The sequence below is a fragment of the Streptomyces sp. NPDC048420 genome (assembly GCF_040651535.1).
Lineage (GTDB): Bacteria > Actinomycetota > Actinomycetes > Streptomycetales > Streptomycetaceae > Streptomyces.
The window spans coordinates 118,542-141,370 of sequence record NZ_JBEZKG010000015.1 but is presented as its reverse complement, the minus strand read 5'-3'; the positions used below and the strand labels follow the sequence as shown (position 1 = coordinate 141,370).

Annotated in this window: 18 protein-coding genes; 10 read left to right on the top strand and 8 right to left on the bottom strand. The window is 69.8% G+C overall.

Going from position 1 to position 22,829, the window contains the following annotated elements; all coding sequences use genetic code 11:
* Positions 1 to 90: 90 nt before the first annotated feature.
* Positions 91 to 5,289 (bottom strand): family 43 glycosylhydrolase, encoded by a 5,199-nt coding sequence (locus tag AB0D34_RS28290; protein WP_362666141.1) that lies wholly within the window; start codon positions 5,287 to 5,289, stop codon positions 91 to 93.
* A 243-nt stretch (positions 5,290 to 5,532) separates the two neighbouring features.
* Here AB0D34_RS28290 and AB0D34_RS28285 point away from each other — a divergent pair, with 243 nt between their 5' ends.
* A complete protein-coding gene (locus tag AB0D34_RS28285; RefSeq protein WP_362666140.1) occupies positions 5,533 to 5,709 on the top strand; it encodes a hypothetical protein in 177 nt (58 codons plus the stop codon).
* A 10-nt stretch (positions 5,710 to 5,719) separates the two neighbouring features.
* Here the strand turns inward: AB0D34_RS28285 and AB0D34_RS28280 are convergent, their stop codons facing one another.
* The 3 genes from AB0D34_RS28280 to AB0D34_RS28270 all read right to left on the bottom strand — a co-directional run bounded on the left by AB0D34_RS28280 (position 5,720) and on the right by AB0D34_RS28270 (position 9,469).
* Entirely contained in the window at positions 5,720 to 8,041 is a 2,322-nt protein-coding gene (locus AB0D34_RS28280; protein WP_362666138.1) for a Tat pathway signal sequence domain protein, read from the bottom strand.
* A gap of 112 nt (positions 8,042 to 8,153) precedes the next feature.
* Entirely contained in the window at positions 8,154 to 9,053 is a 900-nt protein-coding gene (locus tag AB0D34_RS28275; protein ID WP_362666136.1) for a PfkB family carbohydrate kinase, read from the bottom strand.
* Between the two features lie 20 nt (positions 9,054 to 9,073).
* Positions 9,074 to 9,469, bottom strand: coding sequence for a DUF1801 domain-containing protein (locus tag AB0D34_RS28270; protein ID WP_362666387.1), 396 nt, complete (start codon positions 9,467 to 9,469; stop codon positions 9,074 to 9,076).
* Between the two features lie 263 nt (positions 9,470 to 9,732).
* On the opposite strand from AB0D34_RS28270, the gene AB0D34_RS28265 reads away from it, so the two are divergent.
* On the top strand, positions 9,733 to 10,026 hold the full coding sequence (locus AB0D34_RS28265) for a hypothetical protein (protein WP_362666133.1): 294 nt from the start codon (positions 9,733 to 9,735) through the stop codon (positions 10,024 to 10,026).
* Between the two features lie 36 nt (positions 10,027 to 10,062).
* Here AB0D34_RS28265 and AB0D34_RS28260 read toward each other — a convergent pair whose 3' ends face one another.
* The gene (locus AB0D34_RS28260; protein WP_362666131.1) at positions 10,063 to 10,650 is read right to left on the bottom strand and encodes a helix-turn-helix domain-containing protein; all 588 of its coding nucleotides are present in this window, start codon (positions 10,648 to 10,650) and stop codon (positions 10,063 to 10,065) included.
* 157 nt (positions 10,651 to 10,807) lie between these two features.
* On the opposite strand from AB0D34_RS28260, the gene AB0D34_RS28255 reads away from it, so the two are divergent.
* The gene (locus AB0D34_RS28255) at positions 10,808 to 11,830 is read left to right on the top strand and encodes an aldo/keto reductase (protein ID WP_362666129.1); all 1,023 of its coding nucleotides are present in this window, start codon (positions 10,808 to 10,810) and stop codon (positions 11,828 to 11,830) included.
* A 75-nt stretch (positions 11,831 to 11,905) separates the two neighbouring features.
* Here the strand turns inward: AB0D34_RS28255 and AB0D34_RS28250 are convergent, their stop codons facing one another.
* Together AB0D34_RS28250 and AB0D34_RS28245 are read right to left on the bottom strand one after the other, a co-directional pair.
* Positions 11,906 to 12,814, bottom strand: coding sequence for a glycoside hydrolase family 16 protein (locus AB0D34_RS28250; RefSeq protein WP_362666127.1), 909 nt, complete (start codon positions 12,812 to 12,814; stop codon positions 11,906 to 11,908).
* A gap of 181 nt (positions 12,815 to 12,995) precedes the next feature.
* Entirely contained in the window at positions 12,996 to 13,313 is a 318-nt protein-coding gene (locus AB0D34_RS28245) for a hypothetical protein (protein ID WP_362666124.1), read from the bottom strand.
* 572 nt (positions 13,314 to 13,885) lie between these two features.
* Between AB0D34_RS28245 and AB0D34_RS28240 the strand changes: the two genes are divergently transcribed.
* From AB0D34_RS28240 to AB0D34_RS28225, 4 genes are all read left to right on the top strand, one after another.
* Complete coding sequence (locus AB0D34_RS28240) at positions 13,886 to 15,079, top strand: fused response regulator/phosphatase (RefSeq protein WP_362666385.1); 1,194 nt, start codon at positions 13,886 to 13,888, stop codon at positions 15,077 to 15,079.
* A gap of 108 nt (positions 15,080 to 15,187) precedes the next feature.
* Entirely contained in the window at positions 15,188 to 16,735 is a 1,548-nt protein-coding gene (locus AB0D34_RS28235) for a CHASE3 domain-containing protein (RefSeq protein ID WP_362666383.1), read from the top strand.
* Positions 16,732 to 17,178, top strand: coding sequence for a response regulator (locus AB0D34_RS28230; RefSeq protein ID WP_362666122.1), 447 nt, complete (start codon positions 16,732 to 16,734; stop codon positions 17,176 to 17,178). Before AB0D34_RS28235 ends, AB0D34_RS28230 begins: the two co-directional genes overlap by 4 nt.
* Positions 17,179 to 17,322: 144 nt before the next feature.
* Entirely contained in the window at positions 17,323 to 17,757 is a 435-nt protein-coding gene (locus AB0D34_RS28225) for a hypothetical protein (protein WP_362666120.1), read from the top strand.
* A gap of 65 nt (positions 17,758 to 17,822) precedes the next feature.
* On the opposite strand, the gene AB0D34_RS28220 is transcribed toward AB0D34_RS28225, so the two are convergent.
* Positions 17,823 to 18,425 carry a hypothetical protein gene (locus tag AB0D34_RS28220; RefSeq protein WP_362666118.1) on the bottom strand — a complete coding sequence of 201 codons (603 nt, stop codon included), beginning with the start codon at positions 18,423 to 18,425 and terminating at the stop codon, positions 17,823 to 17,825.
* 428 nt (positions 18,426 to 18,853) lie between these two features.
* Between AB0D34_RS28220 and AB0D34_RS28215 the strand changes: the two genes are divergently transcribed.
* From AB0D34_RS28215 to AB0D34_RS28205, 3 genes are all read left to right on the top strand, one after another.
* A complete protein-coding gene (locus AB0D34_RS28215) occupies positions 18,854 to 20,578 on the top strand; it encodes a SpoIIE family protein phosphatase (protein ID WP_362666115.1) in 1,725 nt (574 codons plus the stop codon).
* Between the two features lie 142 nt (positions 20,579 to 20,720).
* Positions 20,721 to 21,845 carry a DUF475 domain-containing protein gene (locus tag AB0D34_RS28210; protein ID WP_362666113.1) on the top strand — a complete coding sequence of 375 codons (1,125 nt, stop codon included), beginning with the start codon at positions 20,721 to 20,723 and terminating at the stop codon, positions 21,843 to 21,845.
* A gap of 243 nt (positions 21,846 to 22,088) precedes the next feature.
* Positions 22,089 to 22,820 carry a DUF4097 family beta strand repeat-containing protein gene (locus AB0D34_RS28205; RefSeq protein ID WP_362666112.1) on the top strand — a complete coding sequence of 244 codons (732 nt, stop codon included), beginning with the start codon at positions 22,089 to 22,091 and terminating at the stop codon, positions 22,818 to 22,820.
* The last annotated feature ends 9 nt before the right edge of the window (positions 22,821 to 22,829 follow it).

Here is a 22,829-nt window from a genome sequence, read left to right as displayed (position 1 = left end):
GGAGTTGCGGATCGCAGCGATCGAGCAGCGCTTTGCAAACGCAGAGCCCCGTCGACAGTGTGGCTGTCGACGGGGCTCGGTGGGGCGGGACTAACGGTGGCTACCGCCGACGGCGACGTTGCCGGTGACCTTCGAGCCGGTCAGGTTGTCGTAGACGACCTCACCGCCGGACTTCTTCCAGACCTTGAGACGGAAGGTGTCCGGGGCATCGGTGGCGGTGACGCGGAAGGCGTACCCGCTCTTGCCGCCCACTGTGCCGGATCCCTGGTAGACGGCCTGGGAGCCGGTCACCACGAGCCAGTCGGAGCCGGTGGAGCGGAACTTCAGTTTGGCCGGGCCGAAGTCGAAGGAGACCTGTCCGACCGGGGTGACGACTCCTGGTGCGTAGGCCGCGGCGAAGGAGAAGGCGGCCTTGCCCGTCAGGTTCGGCTTCGGGGGGTAGGCGCCGGCCGGAGAGCCGATGACGCCGGTGCCGAGCGCGGGACCGGCGGAGCGGTCGTAGACGATCAGCTCGGGAAGCGTCCTGCCGTCCGAGGCGCCGTCGTCGTCGGTGACGGTGATCACCGGACGTCGGATCCCGGCCTCGGCGTACGTGTGCTCGGCCCGGCAGCCCGAGGCGGTGACCGTGCCGGACTGCGGTGCGCTGCCGTCCTTCCAGTCCACCAGGCAGGCGTGCGTGTCGCTCGTGCCGGCGTCGGTGAACTCGGCCGTGACGACCGTGCGCCTGCCCACCGACACCGGTGACCGCGGGCCCGCGGCGGAGGCGACGGCGGGTGCCGCGTTGGCCACCTCGACGGTTGCCGTGTCGCTGCTGCGGCCGCCGGTCAGGGTGACCGTGTAGGCGCCGTTGTCGGTGCAAGTGATCGTCGTGGCCGCCGACTTGGGATCGGCGAAGGCGCAGGGTGCTCCCGCCTCGACGGTCCACTGCGGGCTGCCCGCACCGGAGATCGTGCCCTTGAGCGCGATCGCGTCGCCCTCCTTGCCTTCGGCGTCCGCACCGGCGTGCACGATGCTCACCGGATCGATGCCCGTCAGGGTGGGCACGACCTTCTTGATCAGGCCGTCGGCGTCGAACTCCAGCTTGTCGACCGTCGTTTCACGGTGCATGCCGTCACCGCCCGGGATGGCGAACCGGTGATAGGCGATGTACCAGTCGTCGGTACCCGGCACCTGGACGACCGAGTGGTGGCCGGGGCCCTTGATGCCGAGTGAGAGGTCCTTCTCCAGGATCACGCCCCGCCTGGTCCAGGGGCCGGTGGGGGAGGGGCCGGTGGCGTAGGCGACGCGGTAGTTCTCGTCGCGGGTGTCGTTCTCCGACCACATGAAGTAGTAGGTGCCGCCCCGCTTGATGACGAAGGTGCCCTCGTTGTAGCCGCTGGGCGTGATGTCCTTCATCTTCGTGAGGTCGAGGGAGGTCATGTCGGCGTTCAGCGGTGCCACGTAGGCGTGCCCGTTGCCCCAGTAGAGGTACGACTGCCCGTCGTCGTCCGTGAACACGGCCGGGTCGATCATCTGGCCGCTGAACTGGCCCGCCTTCAGCAGCGGTTGACCCAGCGCGTCCTTGAACGGACCCGTCGGCGAGTCCGAGACGGCGACACCGATGTTCGCGTCGGCACAGAAGTAGAAGTAGTACTTCCCGTCCTTCTCGGCGATCGTCGGCGCCCAGGCCCTGCTGTCCGCCCAGGAGACGTCGGGACCGAGGTCGAGGATGACGCCGTGGTCCTTCCAGTGGACCAGGTCGGTGGAGGAGTAGGCCTTGAACTGCGTGCCGCTCCAGCCCTCGAAGCCGTCGGTGGTCGGGTAGATGTAGAAGGTGTCGCCGAACCGCACGATGTTCGGGTCGGCGTTGAGGCCCGGCAGTACCGGGCTCCTCATGACGAGCGCCGAGACCGTCCAGGTGCGCTTCTTGCCGTCGGACCCGGTCACCTCGTACGTCACCGGCTTGCTGAAGTCCTGCACGCTGCCGGAGGCGGGGCTGATCGCCGCGCCGTGCGCGAGGGTGAACTCCGGTGCCAGCGCGGTGAGATCGGTGCCCTCCTTCATCGGAAGGGTGACCTTGCTGTCCGCGTTGTCGATGATCGCGTCGACCTTCAGGTCCGCCAGCGTGGCCTTCGCGATGCCCGCGGTGTTGCCGCTGAGCTCCATGACCTCCGCGGCGGTGAGGGCACGGTCGTAGATGCGGAAGTCGTCGACCTCGCCGCCGAAGTACGGGTCGGCCGAGTACAGGGACCTGCCGATGTAGCCGCTGTAGTCCTTGTCCGCGTCGTACAGCTCGGACGGCTTGATGGTGGTCGTGGTGCGGGCCGCCTCGACGCCCTCGACGTAGAGGACCATCGTGCCGGTCGCCCCGTCGAGGGTGACAGTGACGTGCCGCCACTCACCGGGCGTCAGCTGCGAGCCGGCCGTCAACTTCGACTCCGCCGACCAACTCGCCTTCGTGATGGCCGAGTAGAGGCTGTTGCCGCCGTTGGAGGGCGTGGCGAACAGGTACCTGTCGCTGTCCGGGCCGAGTCCGAACAGCCACTGGAAGCTGCTGCCGCCCTTCCACTTGGCGTAGGTCGACACGGTCACGCTGTCGGCGTTCTTCAGCACACCGTTGGGGATCTTCACATAAGGCGAGCCGGAGTCGCCGGACATCTTGAACGAGCCGTCCTCGACGCCGGTTCCGAAGGCGGGCGTACCCACATAGGTGCCGTGGTACCCGTGGCCGCTGGAGTCGACCGCGATGTTGCCGCCCGTCTCGTCGAAGCCGTAGTGCAGGAGCAGGTCGGCCGGGACGTCTGGGCCCTCCTGCGAGACGGTGACCTCGGCCCGGACCGGGATCGCGGCGCCGTCGGGCAGGCTGCCGGTGACCGTGAAGGTGCCCGCCTGGGCGTACTTGGAGGCCGGGACGTCCTCCCAGGCGACGGAGACGGGACGCTTGATGCCGTCGGCGTAGGTGGCGATCACGGTGGCGGGCAGGACCGGTGCCTCACCGATCCGTGTCTTCACCTGGATGCCCTCGACGCTCTCCACGAGCTGGTCCGGCTGGTAGGCGCGCAGGAGACGGTCGTACTCGGCCTGGGTGACCGGCAGGACGGTGCCGTGGCGCGGCTTGGCCGGGAGGTCGTAGTCGGCGACCGGGGTCCAGTTGCCGGAGTCCAGGTCGGTGGTCTCGAAGGGGATGTAGCCGCGGCCGCCGAACTCGTCGAGGAAGGCGTACCACTTCTCCTCGGTGTTCGACTTGAAGACCAGCGGCCCCTCGGCCGCGTTCATCGCGCCCTTGCCGATGCCCTCCGCGACGGCGGTCCAGTTCAGGTTGAGGATCGAGTCGCTCTTCTCCTCGAAGATGAACTTGCTGTTGGGCGTGGAGGAGGTGTTGTTCCGCTCGTCCTTCGACAGGCGGTAGTAGGTGCCCTTGTCCTGGATCATCGTGGAGTCGATGACCGAGTAGCCGCGGTCGATCCAGACCTTGGGCTCACTGAACGTGTAGAAGTCGCGGGTCGTCGCGTACATCATGCGGTTGTACGTGTCGCCGGAGTGGGCCTCGTTGTCGTACAGCTTCGACGCCCAGAAGACGACGTACTCACCGAGCTCGGTGTCGTAGTACGCCTCGGGCGCCCAGGTGTTGCCCGCGCTGTCGGGGGAGACCTTGACCAGCCGCTGGTTCTTCCAGTGGACCAGGTCGGTGGACTCCCAGACCATGATGGACTTGCTGCCGGTGCGCTGGGACGCGTCCCAGTCGCCGTTGCCGTAGATCCTCAGGTCGGTGGCGATCTGGTAGAACTTGTCGCCCTCGGGGGAGCGGATGATGAACGGGTCGCGCAGGCCCTTCTCGCCGAGCGTGGAGGTCAGGACCGGCTTGCCGTCGTTCAACTCCCGCCACTTCATGGGGTCGTCGCCCTTGCTGAGCGCGGCGTAGAGCTGCTCGCCGTCCGAGGTGCCCTCGCCGGTGAAGTAACTGAACATGTAGCCCTTGAGGGCTTGCTTCGCGGGGAGTTCGGGGACCTTCGCGGTGAAGGTGCGGGTCGCCTTCGCCGTGCCCTTGGTGACGGTGGCGGTCAGTTCCGCGGTGGTGGCGCCGGCGCCGTGCGCGGGGCGGTGGACCACCCCGTCGTCCCCGACGACCTCCTTGTCGGCGGAGGACCAGGAGACGGCCGTGCCGTAGTCGCCCCTGGACGGGAGGGTCAGGTTGCCGCGCACGTCGTCGACGTTGTGGACGGCGAGGTTCTCGGTGGCCTTCTCGGTGGCCGTCCGGTCGTCGAAGTCCGGCAGGACCGTGACGTCGAAGCTCTTGGAGTCGGTCGCGGAACCCTTCTTCAGGGTCGCCGTGAGCGTGGCGTGGCCGTCGGGTTCACCGGCGGCGGGCCGGGTCACCTTGCCGGAGTCGGACACCACGCCGGTGTTGTCGCTGGCCCAGGTGATCGTCGACCCGCCGGCCGTGCCGGACTTCGGCAGGGTGAGGTCGGCCGTGACCGCGCTGGTGTCGCCGAGGCTCAGTGCGGCCTTGTCGGCGGCGACGCCCGCCGCTGCGATCGGCAGGGTCAGCTCGTCGACCTCGGCGGGGTCCAGGGCGCGGTCGTAGACGCGGAAGTCCCGGATGCGGCCCTTGAAGAGCTTGTCGCCCGAGTAGACCGACTTGCCGATGTAGTTGGCGGTGGTGGAGCCGGCGCCGATGGAGCCGGGCGTGATGGTGACCGAGGTGTTGCGGCCGACCTCGACGCCGTCCTCGTAGAGGATGCCGGTGGTGCCGGTCTGGGTGTAGGTGAGCTGCTTCCACACCCCACGGGCCAGGTTGTGCGAGTCGGCGGGCCTGGTGTTCTGCTCGGTCGACCAGTTGCCGCTCGCGATCGCGGTGCGCAGGGAGTTGCCGGTGGCGAACAGGTACCCGTCGCCGTTGCTGCCGCTGGAGTTGCCGAAGCCGTAGACGAAGTACGGCGTGGACTGCGCCGAGTCGATCAGCACGTCCGTGGAGACCGTGATCGAGGCCATGCCCTTCATGACGTCGTCCGGCACCTTGATGTAGGTGTCGGTGCCGTTGAAGGCGAGCCCCTGCGCGGGGTCCGACCAGTCGGCGGTCCCGTTCACCGTGCCGTCGCGGCCGTGGCCGGAGGCGTCCGGGACGGTGCTGCCCGAGGCGCCGTCCAGCTTGTACCAGAGGGCCAGTCCCTCGGTGACGTCCGCGGTGTCCGCCGCCTGGGCGGGGACCATGGGTGCGGCGAGGCCCAGGAGCAGTGACGCGGTGGTCAGACCGGCGAGGCGGCCCGCCCAGCGTCTCGCGCGGGTGCGCGGACGTGCGAAGTACGTCATGTGGGGTTCCCTGCTGAGGCGTGGCGGGGCCTCGGCCTGGGCACCCTGCCGTTTCGGCTGTGTGACGTCGTGTTGCGAGAGTGTCAATCGCTTTGTGCTGGGGCGTCAAGAGGTTTCGAACGATGTCCGACTGGTCGAACATGTTGCGGCCCTAGTCGCAACGGGTCCGCATACACCGACGAGTTGGGGGCATTCGGGTTGCACGGGGCGTCATGACTTCAGTCATCCGAAGGGGTGGGCACCATGCTGGCCATCGTTTCCGCGGTCCTGTTCTTCATCTCCTTTCTGATCAACGCAGCGGACATCTCGACCAATGACACGTTCACGTCGACGAACATCATGCTGCTCGGTCTCATGGTGCTCGCCCTGCATGTGGCGGGCATCGGCAGCGGCTGGAACGTGCGCGGCCGCAGGTCGTGAGCCTGGTCGACTAAATGGGCAGCCCCCAGCGAGGGGCTTCCTCGTCCGGGCGGACGGGCGCGATGCTCAGGTCGGGGCGATCACCCCTGGCGGTGACGAGCGCCGACTCGCCCTTGCGCAACGCGATACGGACGGTGCCGTCCCCGGCGTCCGCGTGACGCAGGGGACGGCCTCGCCCGTCCCGCACCTCGATCGGCCCCGCGATCCCATGGCGTACGACGCAGGGGGCACCCGCCTCGCTGGTCAGCCGTACCCAGCGGGTGGTGCCGCCCTGGCGGACCGCGCTGAGCAGGAAGGCGCCCTGGGTGCGGAAGTAGTGCACGGCGAGGTCCTTCCAGACGGCGGGCAGTGCGGGGAACACCCTGATGACACCGCCCCACGACTGGCACACCATGTCGTGCAGTGACTGGGCCGCCGACAGGGGCGTCTCGATGACCGGCCCCGACTCCTGGTACATGGTGTTGGGCTGGATGAAACGGGTCATCAGCTCGCCGAGGTACCCCAGCGCGTCCTCGCCCTTGCCGAGCAGTGCCGACATGGAGGCGGCGCCGGTGAAGGTGTAGCCCTGCAGGGCGCCCTCGAAGCCGACCCAGTGCGCCAATGACCGTTCGATCAGGGCGCGTTCCTCGGGCGTGCGCCCGGTCACCTCGTACAGCGGGTAGACCGCGAGCAGATGCGAGTAGTGGCGGTGCGACTTCGCGAAGGGGATGTCCGCGCCGATCATGAAGCCGTTCGTGTCCGTCGGGTACGGGACGCGTTTCGCCAGGACCTCGCGCCAGCGGGGCGCCAACGGGTCGTCGATGCCGAGGAGTTCGGCGGAGTCGAGGAGTGTGCGGCAGCCCCAGGTCAGCAGCATCAGGTCGTAGTTGCAGTCGCGCGAGTCGCCGCCGTACTCGGGGGAGAAGGTGGCGGGCAGGTGGAGCTTGCCGTCCGGGCCGGGTTCGAGGAAGTGCAGGTAGTAGTTGATCGCCTTGCGGAGGAGGGGGAACAGCACGTCCCGGAGGATCGTCCCGTCCATCGTGTGGCGATAGCTGAGCCAGACGTTGTGCAACGCCCAGGTGAGATTGCCGACTTCGGGGGTGGGCGGATCCTGGCCGGGGATGCCGACGCCGTAGCCCATGAGGGTGCTGGCCGCGCCGTTGACGAGCCGGGGATCGGTGGTGCGGGGGATGCCGAGAGAGTCGGTGCGGTACGGCGCCGGCGTCTCCTGGGTGAGGTTGTCCCGGAACTCGCTCAACGCCCGGGTGATGGCGTCGAGTTCGAGATGGTTGGAGCCGTGGATGAGCCAGTACTCCAGCTGGGCGTTGAGGTTCCACCAGGTGTTGGGCCAGGGGGTGGGCTCCAGCCAGGGGCCGCTCGTCGCCATCACCGGGGCGTCGCGGCGGGCGGCGGACGCGGTCTTGTACAGCTGGATCCAGTAGAAGCGCTGGATACGGGCGTCGGGGAGCGACAGGAAGCTCTTGCGGTAGTAGGCGTGCCACCACGCGCGGTGGTCCACCGCCAGGGCGGAGTAGGGGAGTTGTTCGGCCCGGCGGACCGCTTGGAGTGCCCGGCCGAGGGCCGTGGTCCTCGGGTGCGAGTGAGCCACGTGCACGTAGAGCGTCCGCGTCCGGCCCCTGGCCCGTTCCCGCCACGCGGTGACATGGTGTCCGCCCGCCAGCAGCGGCTGCACGGCGGCGGTGATCCCGTCGTGGTCGGCGATCCGGGCGGGCGGGTTGCCCTCGTAGCCGTCCGGGAGTGGCTTGAACGCGGCCCGTGGGCTGATCGCGTCCGCCGGATGGAACACCCAGCGGAAGCCGCGTTCGCCCTGGCTCGGCGTCACTTCCACGGCGAGGACCGAGCGGTCGTTGTGGACCTGGGCGCGCAGGGCCAGGGTGCCTTTCCCGGTGGTGAGTGTGCCGGTCAACTCGGCGTTCTGAAGTGACAGTCGCCAGTCGAGTCCGGTGATCGCGCCCACCGGCTCAAGGGTGAAGTACCCGATCGGCAGCCGGGCGAGACCGAAGAGGGACCCGAACTCGGGGCGGTGGTCCTGTACTTCGGAGTGCTGGATGTTGAAGCGCACGGCTGTGGTCTCGGCATCGGGCTCGGCGTAGATCCCGGAGCCGAGAAAACCGTTCCCGAGGAACGGGCCTTCGTACCAGGCCGTGGGCATGCGCTGCCAGACCATGTCGGCGTCGTCGAGAACGGTGCGCCAGGGGTCGCCGGACGGAGGTGTTGCCGCCGCTGCCTTCTGAGCGGTCGTCAGGCCAGGCGCGACGAGCGCGCCGCTCAGGGCGGTTCCGGTGGCGAGGACGGTACGTCTGGACGGATCGGGCATGGCGGGAGAGGGCATGGTGCCTCCAGACAGGCTCGGCTCGACTCGGTGAATCATCGGAGCTGTCCCGCGTTGCAACATAGGGTTGGGGTCGCTGTGCGTCAATGGAGCTGGATAGATCCGATGTGTCTCACGGTTCCCGCGTCCAAGCCCGAGTGCCGAAGGAGGCACATGCCCGGGAGGCCACCACGGCCGCCTCGCGCAGGGCCTCGGTGAACCCCCGCGAGGTCAAGTGCCCGTGAGTGGCGAGGCGATGGGTGAGTGCCCCATGGAGGACGTCACCCGCGCCCAGGGTGTCCGCCACCCGCACGGCAGGCACGTCCACGGTGCCGCTGCCGTCGGGAGTCGCCCACACGATGGGCCGCCCGCCGCGACTGACCGCAGACCAAACGACTCCATGCTCCCTCAGGAACCGCAGGGTGTCCGTCGGCGTACGCGTCCCGGGGGGTCGGAAGTCCTCCGAGCAGACGGCGACGTCGATCCACGGCAGCAGTCGCTCCGTACCGGCCTTCCAGCTGCCCCCGTCGAGGACGGTCCGCCGACCGGCGGCACGCGCGGCGCGGGCGGTTGGCGTGGCCAGTTCCATGTGGTGGCCGTCGAACTCCACGATGTCGCAGGCGGACACGAGGGTGTCGAGATCGTCCGGCGCTGTGAGCCGGTACCCGGTCGCGTTGGTCGAGGCGACGGCACGGTCCCCGCTCGACGCGGTGACCAGGATGGACGACACGGCCGGCGGCTCGGTCGAGGCGGCCGCGAGGTCCGACACGGTCACACCCAGCCGTTCCAGGTCCGCTCTGACCGCGACTCCCAGGGGATGGGCGCCGATCGCGGTGAGCAGCGTGGCCGTACCGCCCAGGTGGCTGAACGTCACGGCCGCGTTCGCCGCCGGACCGCCCGCGGCGACGACCTGCTCATGGGCCGTCAGTTTCTCGTTGGAGCCCGGCACCTGGTCCACCAGCTGGATGACATCCAACGTGCACAGGCCGACGAACAACCCAGTCGGACCTGGGGTGTTCGTCGGCCTCTGCATCTCTCGCCACCTCTCCCCGTTCAGCCCGCCGCCCTCTTCACGAGCTCAGCGATCCGCGCCTCGTCGGCGGCGGTGAGCTTCGTGAGTGCGAAAGCGGTCGGCCACATGGTGCCCTCGTCGAGGTTCGCCTTGTCGTTGAAACCGAAGGTCGCGTACCGCGCGTTGAACTTCTGCGCGCTCTGGAAGAAACAGACGACCTTGCCGTCCTTGGCGTACGCGGGCATCCCGTACCAGAGCTTCGGCGCGAGGCCGGGTGCGCTGGCCTTGACGACCGCGTGGATCCGTTCGGCCATGGCCCGGTCCGCGTCCTCCATCTCTGCGATCTTCGCGACCACGGCGGCCTCGTCCTCCGCCGCCTTGTCGGCACGCGAGCTGCGGCGCGCCGACGCCTTGACCTCCTGGGCGCGTTCCTTCATCGCGGCGCGCTCCTCGGCGGTGAAGGTCTCGGTCTTCTTCGCGGCCGCGGTCGTACGCTTGGCGGTCCTCTGGGTGTCCTTCACGACGGTTCCTCCTGGTCCACGGGCGGATGGGTACATCTTCATTCAGTTGTCGGGGTACGGCAGTCCGGAGCTGTTCAGCCCCCTGCGCCGGCGATCTGCCTCTCGTCGAAGCAGGTCGCGGCCGTGTCCCAGAGCTCGTCGCTGAGTAGGGAGCCTGCCTGGGTGTCGCCCTGCGCCAGATGGGCCGCCATGACGAGGCCATGGAATGCCACGAGCAGGCGTTCGCGCTGCTGGAGGCGTTGTTCGAGGACCACTGGAAGACCCGCTTCCGCAGCGCCAACGGCGAGACCTGCCGCCTGGCGGGCCGCCCCGACCAGGCCCTGGATCTGGCCCCGAAACCCGGCCACCGACACGCCGAGACCCTGGCCCACGAGGGAATCGCAGCGGTCCTCGACGAGACGGCCCCGACCGCGGCGGCCGAACACCGTGCTGCCGGGTGGGCCGCGCTGCCGGATCGCGAACCGGCTGACTGAGACCGGAACACCGAGCGACGCGGACACCGGGGCCGGTCAGCGCGGCAGGCGCAGCCCCGCCACGAGGATCCCGACCAGTCGCCGCGGATCGTAACCGGCGTCGGTGTCCGCGCCGACGCAGAGATTGCCGACCCCGCGCATGAGCTCGTAGGCCTCGATGTCGGAGCGGATCTCACCCGCGCTCGCCGCGGCGTCGAGCAACCGTGTGCACACGGGCACGAGCCGGTCGAGGAAGTAGGCGTGCAGGGTGTCGAACCCGGTGTTGGCGGCCTGAAGCGCCCCGGCGAGCCCGTGCTTGGTGGCCAGGAAGTCGACGAAGAGGTTGATCCACTGCTCCAGAGCCGCGTGCGCGCTCGCGCTGCTCTCCAGCAGCGCCGGGCCCGCCTCGGCGCAGGCGTCGACCTGGTGCCGGTACACGGCGATGATCAGGTCCGCCCGGGTGGGGAAGTGCCGGTAGATCGTGCCCACACCGACACCGGCCGCGGCCGCGATGTCACGCACCGGTGCCTCCACGCCCTTGGTGACGAACACCGCGGCGGCCGCGTCGAGCAGGGCCTCCTTGTTGCGCCGGGCGTCCTTGCGCCGGGGTGTCGTACGCCCCGCGCCGTCGTCGCTGTCGTTCACCGTGCCGCTTCCTCCACAACCGACCTTGCAAAAACGGAACAGTGTTCCGTATCGTCGTTCCGGAACGAGGTTCCGTTTGCTCATGATGGCAGAGCGGACCCCGGCAACCAAGCCATGCCCTGACGCACGGCTCCATCCGCAGTGGAGGAACACGCTCATGCAGTACCGCACCTTGGGCCGCACCGGTGTACAGGTCAGCTCCCTCGCGCTCGGCGCGATGAACTTCGGCCGGATCGGCCGCACCACCCAGGACGAGGCGACCGCGATCGTCGACGCCGCTCTCGCAGCCGGTGTCAACGTCATCGACACCGCCGACATGTACGGCGACGGCGAGTCGGAGGAGATGGTCGGCAAGGCCGTCGCCGGCCGCCGCCGCGACGACATCGTGCTGGCCACCAAGGCCGGCATGCCCATCGGCAACGAACGCAACCACCAGGGCAGTTCACGCCGCTGGCTGGTCACCGAACTGGAAGCCAGCCTGCGCCGCCTCGGCGTCGACCATGTCGACCTCTACCAGATCCACCGCTGGGACCCGAACACCAGCGACGAGGAGACGCTGTCGGCCCTGACCGACCTCCAACGAGCCGGAAAGATCCGCTACTTCGGCTCCTCCACCTTCCCCGCCCACCGCATCGTGCAGGCCCAGTGGGCCGCCCGCGAACACCACCTGAGCCGCTACGTCACCGAACAGCCCAGCTACTCCGTCCTCCAGCGCGGCATCGAGACCCATGTCCTGCCCGTCACCCAGGAGTACGGCCTCGGCGTACTGGTGTGGAGCCCGCTGGCCTCCGGCTGGCTCTCCGGCGCGATCCGTGAGGGCCGGACGACCGTCACCCAGCGCTCGACGTTCATGCCCGAACGCTTCGACACCGCGCTCCCCGCCAACCGGACCAGGCTCGACGCGGTGGAGCGGCTGGCGAGGGTCGCCGACGAGGCCGGTCTCACGCTGATCCAGCTCGCCCTCGGTTTCGTGACCGCCCATCCCGGCGTGACCAGCGCCCTCCTCGGCCCGCGCACAGTGGAGCACCTGCACGCCCAACTCGCCGCCGCGGACACCGCGTTGTCCGCCGACGTGCTCGACGCGATCGACGAGATCGTGGCCCCCGGGACCGACCTTGCGGCGCACGAGAAGTTCGACACCCCGCCCTCGCTGCTCGACCCGTCCCTGCGCCGACGCTGACCGCCGAGCACTACCAGGGCCCCGTGCTGAAAGGACCCGCAGCCGTGCCGTACGAGGGGAACGCCGACGGACTGATCACTTCCAGTCGTACGCGTACGCCGCCACCCATGTGACATCGAGCTGCGCGCTGCTGCCCGGCGCCGCACCGGGCCCCTCCAGCGCGCTCTCGTTCTGCAGCACCCAGGACAGCGGCCGGTCCGGCACGCCCCGGGTGTCGTGACCGGTCAGCCTGCCGTCGACGAAGAACCGGACGTGGCCCGGCGTCCACTCCGTAGAAACGGTGTGCCATTGCGTCCAGTCGTCGCTGCCCGGGAAGTAGCCCTGCTCGCCCCCGCCGCACGGATGGTGAAAGGAGCTGAGGGAACCGGTCCACTCACCTTCGGGGTGGTCCATCTCGCAGCCCCCGCCGTAGTGCAGCCACGCGGACTTGTATCCCGGCGCCAGCTTCGTGACCTTGATGCGCGCGCTGTACTTGCCGTACTTCATCTGCATCACCGCACGCGGCACCACAGCCGCCGCGTGCACCGGGCCCCCGCCGGCGGGCCGCCACATCCGGATGGACATCCGCCCGTCGCCGTTCGGCGCGGGACCGACGCTCACGGTGTCCTCCGGATGGTAGACACCCACCACGTCCCGCCCCCGGCTCTCGGCCGTGTCGGGCCAACCGGTCGGATACGCCCACCAGTTGTCGCGGTACTTGCCCTTGAGGCCCCCGCAGTGGGCCGCGGAGGTGTCGACGTCGTGCTCACAGTCGCTGAACGAACCCAGCGGCACCCGGTCGCCGTTGAAGTCCTCGGCGAGGACCTGCCAGAAGGGTCCGCAGTCGCCGCGGGGCAGGCGTGTGGAGGCGGTGTGGCAGGCGTCGGCCGGAGCGGGTGCCCCGTCGGCCCGGGGGAGGCCCAGGAGGCCGCCACTCAGGAGCAGGAGACCGGCGGCCGTCACCAGGAATCGCCTGTGTCGGCGCGGCGCTGCGTGTGAACCCATCCCCAGGCTCCTTCAGGACCGGCGGGCCGACGTCGTCCGCCCTGCCGCGCAGGACACCGGAAACGCCGTGAACCGCGGTGGGCGGGACTGCACTTCGCGAAGGAACATCCTCGCCCGCCAGGGCCGGGGACGCCATCCCCCGTACCGGCCGCGAACCATACGGCCCGGTCAGGCGTCCGGGTCAGAACTCGCTGTCGATGCCCGTCACGACCGCCGCGCCCAGCGAAGCCTCCTCCTCGGCAAGGCCACTGTCACGCAGGGCCCGGGAAACCAGCCGTACCGCCTCGGCCTCGGCCTGCGACCGGTCGGTGGCCCCGACCTCCACCCGGGCGGCGAACCTGCCGTCCTCCTCCACCGTCAGCAGACTCAGCTCCTCGTTCTCCCCGAGCTCCGTGTTCCTGGGGTCCCGAGGTCGCAGGCTCCGCCCGATGTCCGAGCAGACGCTCTCGGGAACTTCTCGCAGGAACGTGCCGGGGACGGTGATGACGTAGGTGGTCACGGGGACTCCTCTCTGCCGACCTGTCCGGTTCCCCGCGACGCCGATCGGAACCGGGGGTCCGAGAAAAGACACCGGATGTGGAGAAGAGGTGTCGGCATGGTGACGCCGGACGCGGGTAAACGCGGCCAGAACAACTCGTGTCTCGAGATGGGCGGACGATGACGACGTCAGTGACGGCTGACACAGGTGCGACACGCGGGGAAGCGGGGTACCCCGCACCGGAGGCCAGGGAGCTGACGCACATGTTCCCGGACCAGTCGGCCGTATTGAAGGAGAGCAGCGTCGAGTTACCTACCGACCGCCCGGCAGTCCTCCGAACCCGGTGAAGGAACCGACCATGCGGTGAAAACCGGCCACAGGGCCGAGGCCGCCCGCCGAGGGCGCTGCCTGGCGCGGCCCGGGGCCGACGCCCACCGGCGGACCTCGTGTCCGTCATGGCGGGCGACTGGTGAAGTTCGGATCGTCGCGCTGGCTATGCTCCGGCATTGTCCTTGGCAGAGTCGGACGGCAAGCGACACGTATGCGGTGGGGAGGGCGGAAGCACAGTGATCTCGGGTACTGGAGCTGCCGAGTTGGTGTCCACGGCGGAAGCCGGGACCGAGGCGGCGTGGGACCACTGGGAGCCGTCGGTTCTCCTCGTGGAGGACGATCCCGGTGACGCCGTGCTCGTGGAGGAACTGGTCGTCGACGGCGCCGTGAAGATGCGGCTGAAATGGGTGCGGTCGATGACCGAGGCCGCCGAGGTGCTCGCCACCGAGACACCCGACTGCGTCCTGCTCGACCTGCACCTGCCCGACGCCCACGGACTGGAGGCCGTCTCCCTGGTGCAGAGACTGGCAGAGCAGGTCGCGATCGTGGTGCTCACCGGGCTCGCCGAGGAACAGACCGGACTCGCCGCCGTCGCGGCCGGCGCACAGGACTACCTGGTGAAGGGCCGCGTGGAACCCGAACTGTTCGGGCGGGCGGTGCGCTACGCGATCCAGCGCAAGCAGACCGAACAGGCGGCGGTCGCCCTCCAGGCGGGCGCGCTCCAGGCACAGGAGAACGCCCGCCTGGAACGCGGACTCCTGCCCCGGCCGCTCCTGCGCGCCGAGGGCGTCCAGGTCGTGGCCCGCTACCGGCCCGGCCGTGCGCAGACACTGCTGGGCGGTGACTTCTACGACATCGTCCAGAGCGCCGACGGCACCCTGCACGCCCTCATAGGGGACGTCTCCGGGCACGGCCCCGACGAGGCGGCCCTGGGAGTCGCCCTGCGGATCGCCTGGCGCACCCTCGTCCTCAGCGGAATCACCGGCGCGGACCAGATGGCCCGACTCGAGGAACTGCTGATGGCCGAACGGGCCCGCGACGAGGTCTTCGCCACCCTCGTGACCCTGGCCGCCGTCCCGGGCGAGCAGCAGGCCCACGTCGTACGAGCCGGTCACCACGGCCTGCTCCGGCGCACCGGCACGGACGTGGACTGGGTGGAGGTGCCCGGCGGACCCGCGCTGGGCATGGTCCCCGGCGGTGCGTGGTGGCCGACCGCGGAACTGCCGGTGCCGACGGGGACGTCCGTGGTGCTGTTCACGGACGGCCTGTTCGAGGGGCATGTGAGCCGCGGCACCGAACGCCTCGGCGAGGAAGGGCTGTTGGCCCTCGCCCGGAAGGAAGCCGGCCTGGAACCCGAGGCGTTCGTCGACCGGCTGATCGAGAAGGCCGAGAGCCTGGCCGAGGCGCGGGGCGGCCTCGCCGACGACGTGGCCGTCGTCCATCTGAACTGGAACTGAGTGAGCGGGAACGTGGAGGCGGAGCACACGGTGGGGCGAGGGACGGGCGCGGCGTGGAGCGGGCGCCGGCTGACGGTACAGGGCTGGTTCTTCCTGCTGTTGGCCGCCATGACGTTGCTGGTGGTGGTCGGCAGCGTGGTCGGCGCCGGTCTGCTGGGCCGGACGGCGGAGGTGAGCGACCAGTTGCTGAGGCGTGTCCAGCCCGCCCAGACCGAGGCGTACCGGCTGCAGGCGGCACTGGTCGACCAGGAGACGGGCATCGGCGGCTACGCGGCCACCGCCGACCGGCAGTTCCTCGACCCGTACACCCAGGGCAAACAGGACGAGGCGAACTCGACGGCCCGGCTGCGCGCGCTCATCGGCGACCGGCCCGAGCTGCTGACGGACCTCAAGGCGATCGAAAGCCAGGCGGCCGACTGGCGCCGTACCTACGCCGAACCCCTCGCGGCCTCGGTCACCCCCGGCCGCCCCAAGCCTCTGGACCAGCGGATGGCCGATCAGGGCAAGAAGGAGTTCGACCGGCTGCGCACCCTGTGGGACAGGCAGAACACCGACCTGACGAAGGCGGTGGAGAAGGGCCGCTCCCATCTCGTGCATGAGCGCACCGTGCGCAACTGGGTCCTGGCCGGCATGGTCGCGGTCTTCCTGCTGGCCGGCGCCGCCTGCGCCGTCCTGGTCCGGGTCCTGGTGACACGGCCCCTGGAGGCACTGGGCACGGCGTCGAGGCGGGTGTCGGGAGGTGACTTCGCCTACGTCATCACCGGTGGCGGTCCGGCCGACCTGACCGCGGTGGCCAATGCCGTCGAGGGCATGCGCTGGCACATCGTTGCCGAACTCGAGGCCTCCCGCGAACAACAGCAGGAACTGACCCGGCAGGCCGCCGACCTGGACGCCCAGGCCGAGGAACTGCGCCGCTCCAACGCGGAACTGGAGCAGTTCGCCTACGTCGCCTCGCACGATCTGCAGGAGCCGCTGCGCAAGGTCGCCTCCTTCTGCCAGCTGCTGGAGAAGCGCTACGGCGACACGCTCGACGACCGCGGCCGGCAGTACGTCGACTTCGCGGTCGACGGCGCCCGGCGTATGCAGGTCCTCATCAACGACCTGCTGACCTTCTCCCGGGTCGGACGCGTCAACGACGCCCGGGTGCCCGTCGGTCTCGACCAGGCGCTCGACAAGGCACTGGCCAACCTCGGGACCGCCGTCGAGGAGTCCGACGCCCGCGTCGACCGCCCCGAGCAACTGCCCGAGGTCGTCGGGGACCCCACCCTGCTGGCCATGCTCTGGCAGAACCTGGTCGGCAACGCCCTCAAGTTCCGCCATCCCGACCGCGCTCCGCACGTGTCCATCACCTGCGGCACGGATCCGGACGACCCCGACAGCCTGCTCGTGTCCGTCCAGGACAACGGCATCGGCATTCCGGAGCCGTTCACGGAGAAGGTCTTCATCATCTTCCAGCGGCTGCACGGCCGGGACGCCTACGGTGGTACCGGCATCGGTCTGGCCCTGTGCAAGAAGATCGTGGAACAGCACGGTGGCAGGATCTGGATCGACACCGCTCACACGGACGGCACGCGCTTCTGCTTCACCCTCCCGTCCATCGTCACCGAACCACCGGAGGCGTCCGGTATCGGCACCGAGGAAAAGGCTCTGACATGACCACCCCAGCCGCCAGCCCCATCGACGTGCTCCTCGTGGAGGACGATCCCGGCGACGAGCTGATGACCCGTGAGGCGTTCGAGGACAACAAGATCGGCAACACGCTCCACGTCGTCAGGGACGGCGAGGAAGCGCTGGACTTCCTCTACCGGCGCGGCGAGCACACCGAGGCGCCGCAGCCCGACCTCATCCTGCTCGACCTGAACCTGCCCAAGTACGACGGCCGTCAGGTCCTGGAGAGGATCAAGTCCGACCCGGAGCTGTCGCACATCCCGGTCGTCGTCCTCACCACCTCCGCGGCCGAGGAGGACATCCTGCGCAGCTACAAGCTGCACGCCAACGCCTATGTCACCAAGCCGGTCGACCTCGACCAGTTCATCGCCGCGGTCCGCCAGATCGACGACTTCTTCGTCCAGGTCGTCCGCCTGCCACGCCACTTCTGAAACCACCTGTGCCGGGCTCCACCGAGGCCGAGCCTGCACGATCCGCCACTGGACTGGAAGATCTACGGCGACAGCTACCACATCGGCTGACGGCGTACCCACTCTTGACGGAGCGTGTTTGCCGTCGAAGCGAGCGGTAACGCGATGTCCATGAGTGAATCGAACGAGCAGACGAACCAAGATTCCGCACCCGCGCGATCCACGGCGGCGAAGGCCCGGCGCACCACGGCGAAGGCCACGGCCCCCGCGACCAAGGCGGCGGAGACAGCCGCGGCGAAGACGGACGACGTCGCGTCGGCGGGCAAGGACGCGGCGGAGCATACGGCCGGGACGGTCGGCGGGGCCGCGCACACCGCGGCCAAGAGCGTCGAGGCCGGTCGGCAGACCGTCATCGCCGCCTCGGGGCAGGCCGCGGCTGTCGCCAAGACGGCCTGGACGGTGATCGCCCAGCGAAAGCTCGTCGCCGCGGGCGTGGGCGCGGGCCTGACGGTGCTGAGCGCGACGTCGTACGCGGCGGGCCGCCGCGCCGGTCGCCACACGCACGGTCCGATCACCCGCTTGACCGGCGGACGGATCTGACGACCGGAGGCCTCGCGTCGCGGAAGAGGGCGTGCACAGGGCGTACCGACCACGGGTCATCACCCTTACGACAGCAGGTCGTTGAGCCGCGTGCCCGCCGCCCAGCGCCGGAGGGCGGAGCCGTCGAGCAGGCGGATCGTCTGCTCCCTTCGCGCCCACCGGATGTCACGGGCGGTGAAGACACCGCGATGCACGACGAGGCGCAGCGGTGACTCCTGCCTCCCGCGGTGCGGGTGGGGATGCGGCAGGTCCTCGTCGGGCAGGGGTTCCGCCACCGGCCGGAAGGCCACGTCGAGCCGATGGCCGGCCGCGTCCCGGGCACACAGGCGCGGCCGGTCCGGCGCGGGCAGGAGCCGCACCCGCCACCCGTCCCGGCGCAGCATCCGCGCCACCGCCAACGCGAGCTCCTGCGTGTCGAGTTCGAGCAGTTCGTCGGCGGTGTAGTAGCCGAGACGACGGCGGGCACCGGGACGCCCGCGCCGGATGCCGGCCAGAAGGAGCAGAGCCAGGAACACGCTCCCGGCGACAGGGGCGACGATCCCTACGGCGTGGTACCCCGCCGTGAGCGCGGCGACCACAGCACACACGAACACCACCACGCCGAGGAAAGCGGGCAGCACATCGCGGAACCGGGGCCCGTAGAGTCCCTCGGCCCGCAGGCGGCGCACCAGGCGCCGCCTCCGCGACCACGGCGACGGGATGGGGCCGGACGTCCGCGATTGGCGTGCCACAGCCCCAGCCCTCCCCATGCCGCCTGCCTGCACCCGCACCTTCACGGATACCCAACGCCCGGCCAAGTCCCTTGCGGGCAGGGGGTATTCGGCCATGTGCGCCCGGCGCACGGAAGCGCCAGGGGGCGCGTCGGAAGTCGCGCCGGCTCCCTTTCGCCACGGTCACCTTTCGCCATGGCCACCTTCAGGCCATGGCTGCCACCACCTCGCACGGCACCGGCCGCGCGCGGCTGGGCGTGCCGTCGGCGTCTTCGAGCGCGAGGCTGGATTGAGTGGCGCCGGGGAACCCGATAAGGGCAGCACCACCGACCGAACATGCCGTCGGCCCACAGCGGAGGGCGGCCGAGCAGCGAGGAGTGGACGACATGGCAGGGCCGGAGGACACGGCAGACCTCGGGAAACCATCCCCGCCAGTGCCCGCGGCAGCGCTCACCAAGGCGCTGGAAGCCATCGGGACGGCGGCGTACGTCGTGGACGAGGAGGGCCACATCATCGCCGTCAACGCCCACGCCGAACAACTGCTGCTCCGACCCGCCGAGTCCCTCCTCGGCCGCGACGCGCACGACGTACTGCACCGGGACGCCCACGGCCATCCCCTGCCGAGGAGCCGATGCAGCATGCGGCAGGCGTTCCACGCCGGGCGCACCACCCAGGCCGACGGAGACTGGTTCGAGTGCGGGGACGGCTCCCTGCTGCCCATCTCGTGGCTGATCACCCCGTACGACGTCGGAGGCCAGGAAGCGGGCACGCTGGTCCTCGTCCACGCTCAGCGGCCGCCGGAATCGGGCCGTCGATCAGGTACGGAGACCGTGGCCGCGGCCATGCCGGAGCTCGACCGGCTCGCGCTGCTGGCCGAGACCACCACCCGGCTGACGTCCACGCTCGATGCCGAGGAGTCGCTGCGCCGGCTGGTGGACCTGGTGGTGCCCCGGCTGGCCGACTGGGCCGTCGTGGACCTGATCACCGAGCGGGACGAGGTGTGGCGTACCGCCGTGGTCCACGCGGAGGGGAACGCTCTGGTGCGCCATGAGGACCTCCAGGGGCCGATGCCGCCGGTCCCGGAGGATTCGCCGATGCCCCTGTCCAGAGCCCTGCGCGGAGTCGCCTCCACCCTGGCGGGCCCGCAGACCTACCAGGGGGAGCCGGACTCCGGTATCGCGGTCGAACAGCGCCGCCTGTTCGACGCCACCGGCATCCGCTCCGCCGCGATCGCGCCCATCCGCAGCACCCGCGCGGTCCTGGGAGCCCTGACCCTGGGCCGCGCCAAGGATCCGACGGACTTCACCACGGCCGATCTCCCGCTCATCGAGGACATCGCCCGCCGAGCCGGGCTGGCCCTGGACAACGCGCGCCTGTACCAGCGGCAGCGCAAGGTGGCCGAGACCATGCAGAACCACCTGCTGCCCCAGATGCCGCGCGTGCCCGGACTCCAGATGACGGCCCGCTATCTGCCCGCCCCCGACGCCTCACAGGTCGGCGGCGACTGGTACGACGCCTTCTCCCTGTCCGACGGCGCCACCGCACTGGCGGTCGGAGACGTCGTCGGCCACGACCTGGAGGCCGCGGCCGGCATGGCCCAGCTGCGCAACATGCTCCGCGCCTACGCCTGGTCCCACCAGGAACCGCCGAGCCGGATCGTCGACCGGCTCGACGAGGCGGTCATGCACATCACCGACGTCACCATGGCCACCATGATCCTCGCCCGGGTCGAGGAGACGGACGACGGCCACTGGGAACTGTCCTGGACCAATGCCGGGCATCCGCCGCCCCTCCTGATCAGCCACGACGGCCTGGCCGAGTACCTCACCGACGGGCACGGCATCCTCCTGGGCACCGGGGTCCGCACACCCCGCACCGTCGCGACCGCCTCGCTGCCGCCCGGATCCACCCTGCTGCTGTACACCGACGGACTGATCGAGGCACCCGGGCACACCCTCGACGAGGGCCTGCACCGGCTGCGCCGACACGCCGCCGCCCTCGCCCACCGCCCGCTCGCCTCCCTCACCGACCAGGTGCTGCGCCGAGTCAGACATGTCAGCAACGACGACGACGTCGCCCTCCTCGCCGTGCGCACACCCAGCGGGACGTGACCCGACATCGACAGCGTGCAGGGGGCGACCCCTGCGTCACCTGGGCGACGGGCGACCGTGATAGACAACGCCCGTGACGACACGGGCCCACTGCGCCCGTCCCACCCCTCAAGCGACAGCCCGACAACAGGACTTGGTGCCAGTGATTCTGAAGACCTTCCGCTGGGCGTTCGCGGTCACCGCGCTCGGCCTGGCCGTAGGAGTGCTGTACGACGGCTGGGCCGCGTTCGGCATCGTGGCGATCCTGGCCGTGCTGGAGATCTCCCTGTCGTTCGACAACGCCGTGGTCAACGCCGGAGTCCTGAAGAAGATGAACGCCTTCTGGCAGAAGATCTTCCTCACCGTCGGCGTCCTGATCGCGGTCTTCGGCATGCGGTTGGTCTTCCCGGTCGTCATCGTCGCGATCACGGCGAAGCTCAACCCGTACGACGCGGTCCACCTGGCCGTGACCGACAAGGACCGTTACCAGGAGCTGGTGACCGACGCGCATCCGTCGATCGCTGCGTTCGGTGGCATGTTCCTGCTGATGATCTTCCTGGACTTCATCTTCGAGGACCGGGACATCAAGTGGCTGGCCTGGCTGGAGCGGCCGTTGGCCAAGCTCGGCAAGGTCGACATGCTGTCGGTCTGCATAGCCCTGGTCGTGCTGCTGATCACCGCGTTCACCTTCGCGACCCACGCCCACCAGCACGGCGGCACCCATGTCGACAAGGCCGAGACCGTCCTGATCTCCGGAGTAGCGGGTCTGATCACCTATCTGGTCGTCGGCGGACTCTCCGGCTTCTTCGAGAACAGGCTCGAAGAAGAGGAGGAACGCGAGGAAGAGGCCGCACGCTCCGGCAAGCGGGGCTCGGCGGTCCAACTGACCGGCCAGGCCGCGTTCTTCATGTTTCTCTACCTGGAGGTCCTCGACGCCTCCTTCTCCTTCGACGGGGTGATCGGCGCGTTCGCCATCACCAACGACATCGTGCTGATGGCGCTCGGCCTGGGCATCGGCGCCATGTACGTCCGGTCGCTCACCGTGTACCTGGTCCGCCAGGGCACCCTGGACGACTACGTCTACCTGGAGCACGGCGCCCACTACGCGATCGGCGCCCTGGCCGTGATCCTCATGGTCACCATCCAGTACCAGATCAACGAGATCATCACCGGCCTGGTCGGTGTGGTCCTGATCGGCTGGTCCTTCTGGTCCTCGGTGCGGCGCAACAAGGCACTCGCGGCCGCCGAGGGCGCGACGAAGAAGTCCGAGACGGTCCCGGTCTCCTAGGCCCTGTCGTCAAATTCCCGCCTGCCGCGCGGCGTCTGGCACGCACGCTCGCCGCGTTGCCGAACCGCCTACGTGGCTCCGCCACGAAGGCGCTCCGGCGCCTTGCGATCGCACGCACCAGACGCCGCGCGGCCCGCCCTCCGGGCGGACGACGGGAATTTGACGACAGGGCCCTAGGACACGAAGTCGGTCACCGCCGTCATGGCTGCGGCGAGCCGGGGCAGCCGACGGTGCATGAAGGCGATGCCGACCCAGCATCTGACGCGCCTGCTGGCCGTCCTGGCGCTGCTGCCCCTCGCCGGGGCGTGCAGCGGGGCCCAGGACGGCCCGCAGGCGGCAGGAACACTTCGTACTGCGGAATCCGGGGATCACCTGTTGATCACCACCGACAACGGCCTGCGACTGCGTCCGGCCGACGACGACCACGTCACCGTCGACGACCGTCTCCACCAGCACTGGTCGGGGAGCGGGGACGTCCGCACGCTCGACCTGTCGTGCGCCGCGGGCGAGGACTGTCCCCGGATGCCGTACGTGGAGGTCCCCGACGGAGTGAGCGTCACGGTCACCGCACGCAACGCCGGGGTGGATGCGGCAGGCGTCGCCGCCGCGTTGGACCTCACGACCGTCAACGGGGATGTGACGGTGTCCCGTTCGGGACCGGATCACGGCACGGTTCGGCTGTCCACCCGCAACGGATCGGTACGGGCGACGGCCGTCCACGCCAACCGGGTGCACGCGGCGACCGTCAACGGGGACGTGGTCCTCGGCTGCGGCACTGTGCCGTCGGGCGTCACCGCGACCACGGTCAACGGGTCGGTCGAGGTCACCGTGCCCCACGACGGCCCCGCCTACCGGGTGACCACGGCCACCGACAACGGCCGCGCCACGGTCGGCGTGCCCACAGGGAACGCCGACCGGAACCACTTCCTGAAGCTGGACACGGTGAACGGCGACGTGGCCGCCCGCCGGGAGTGACCCCGGAGG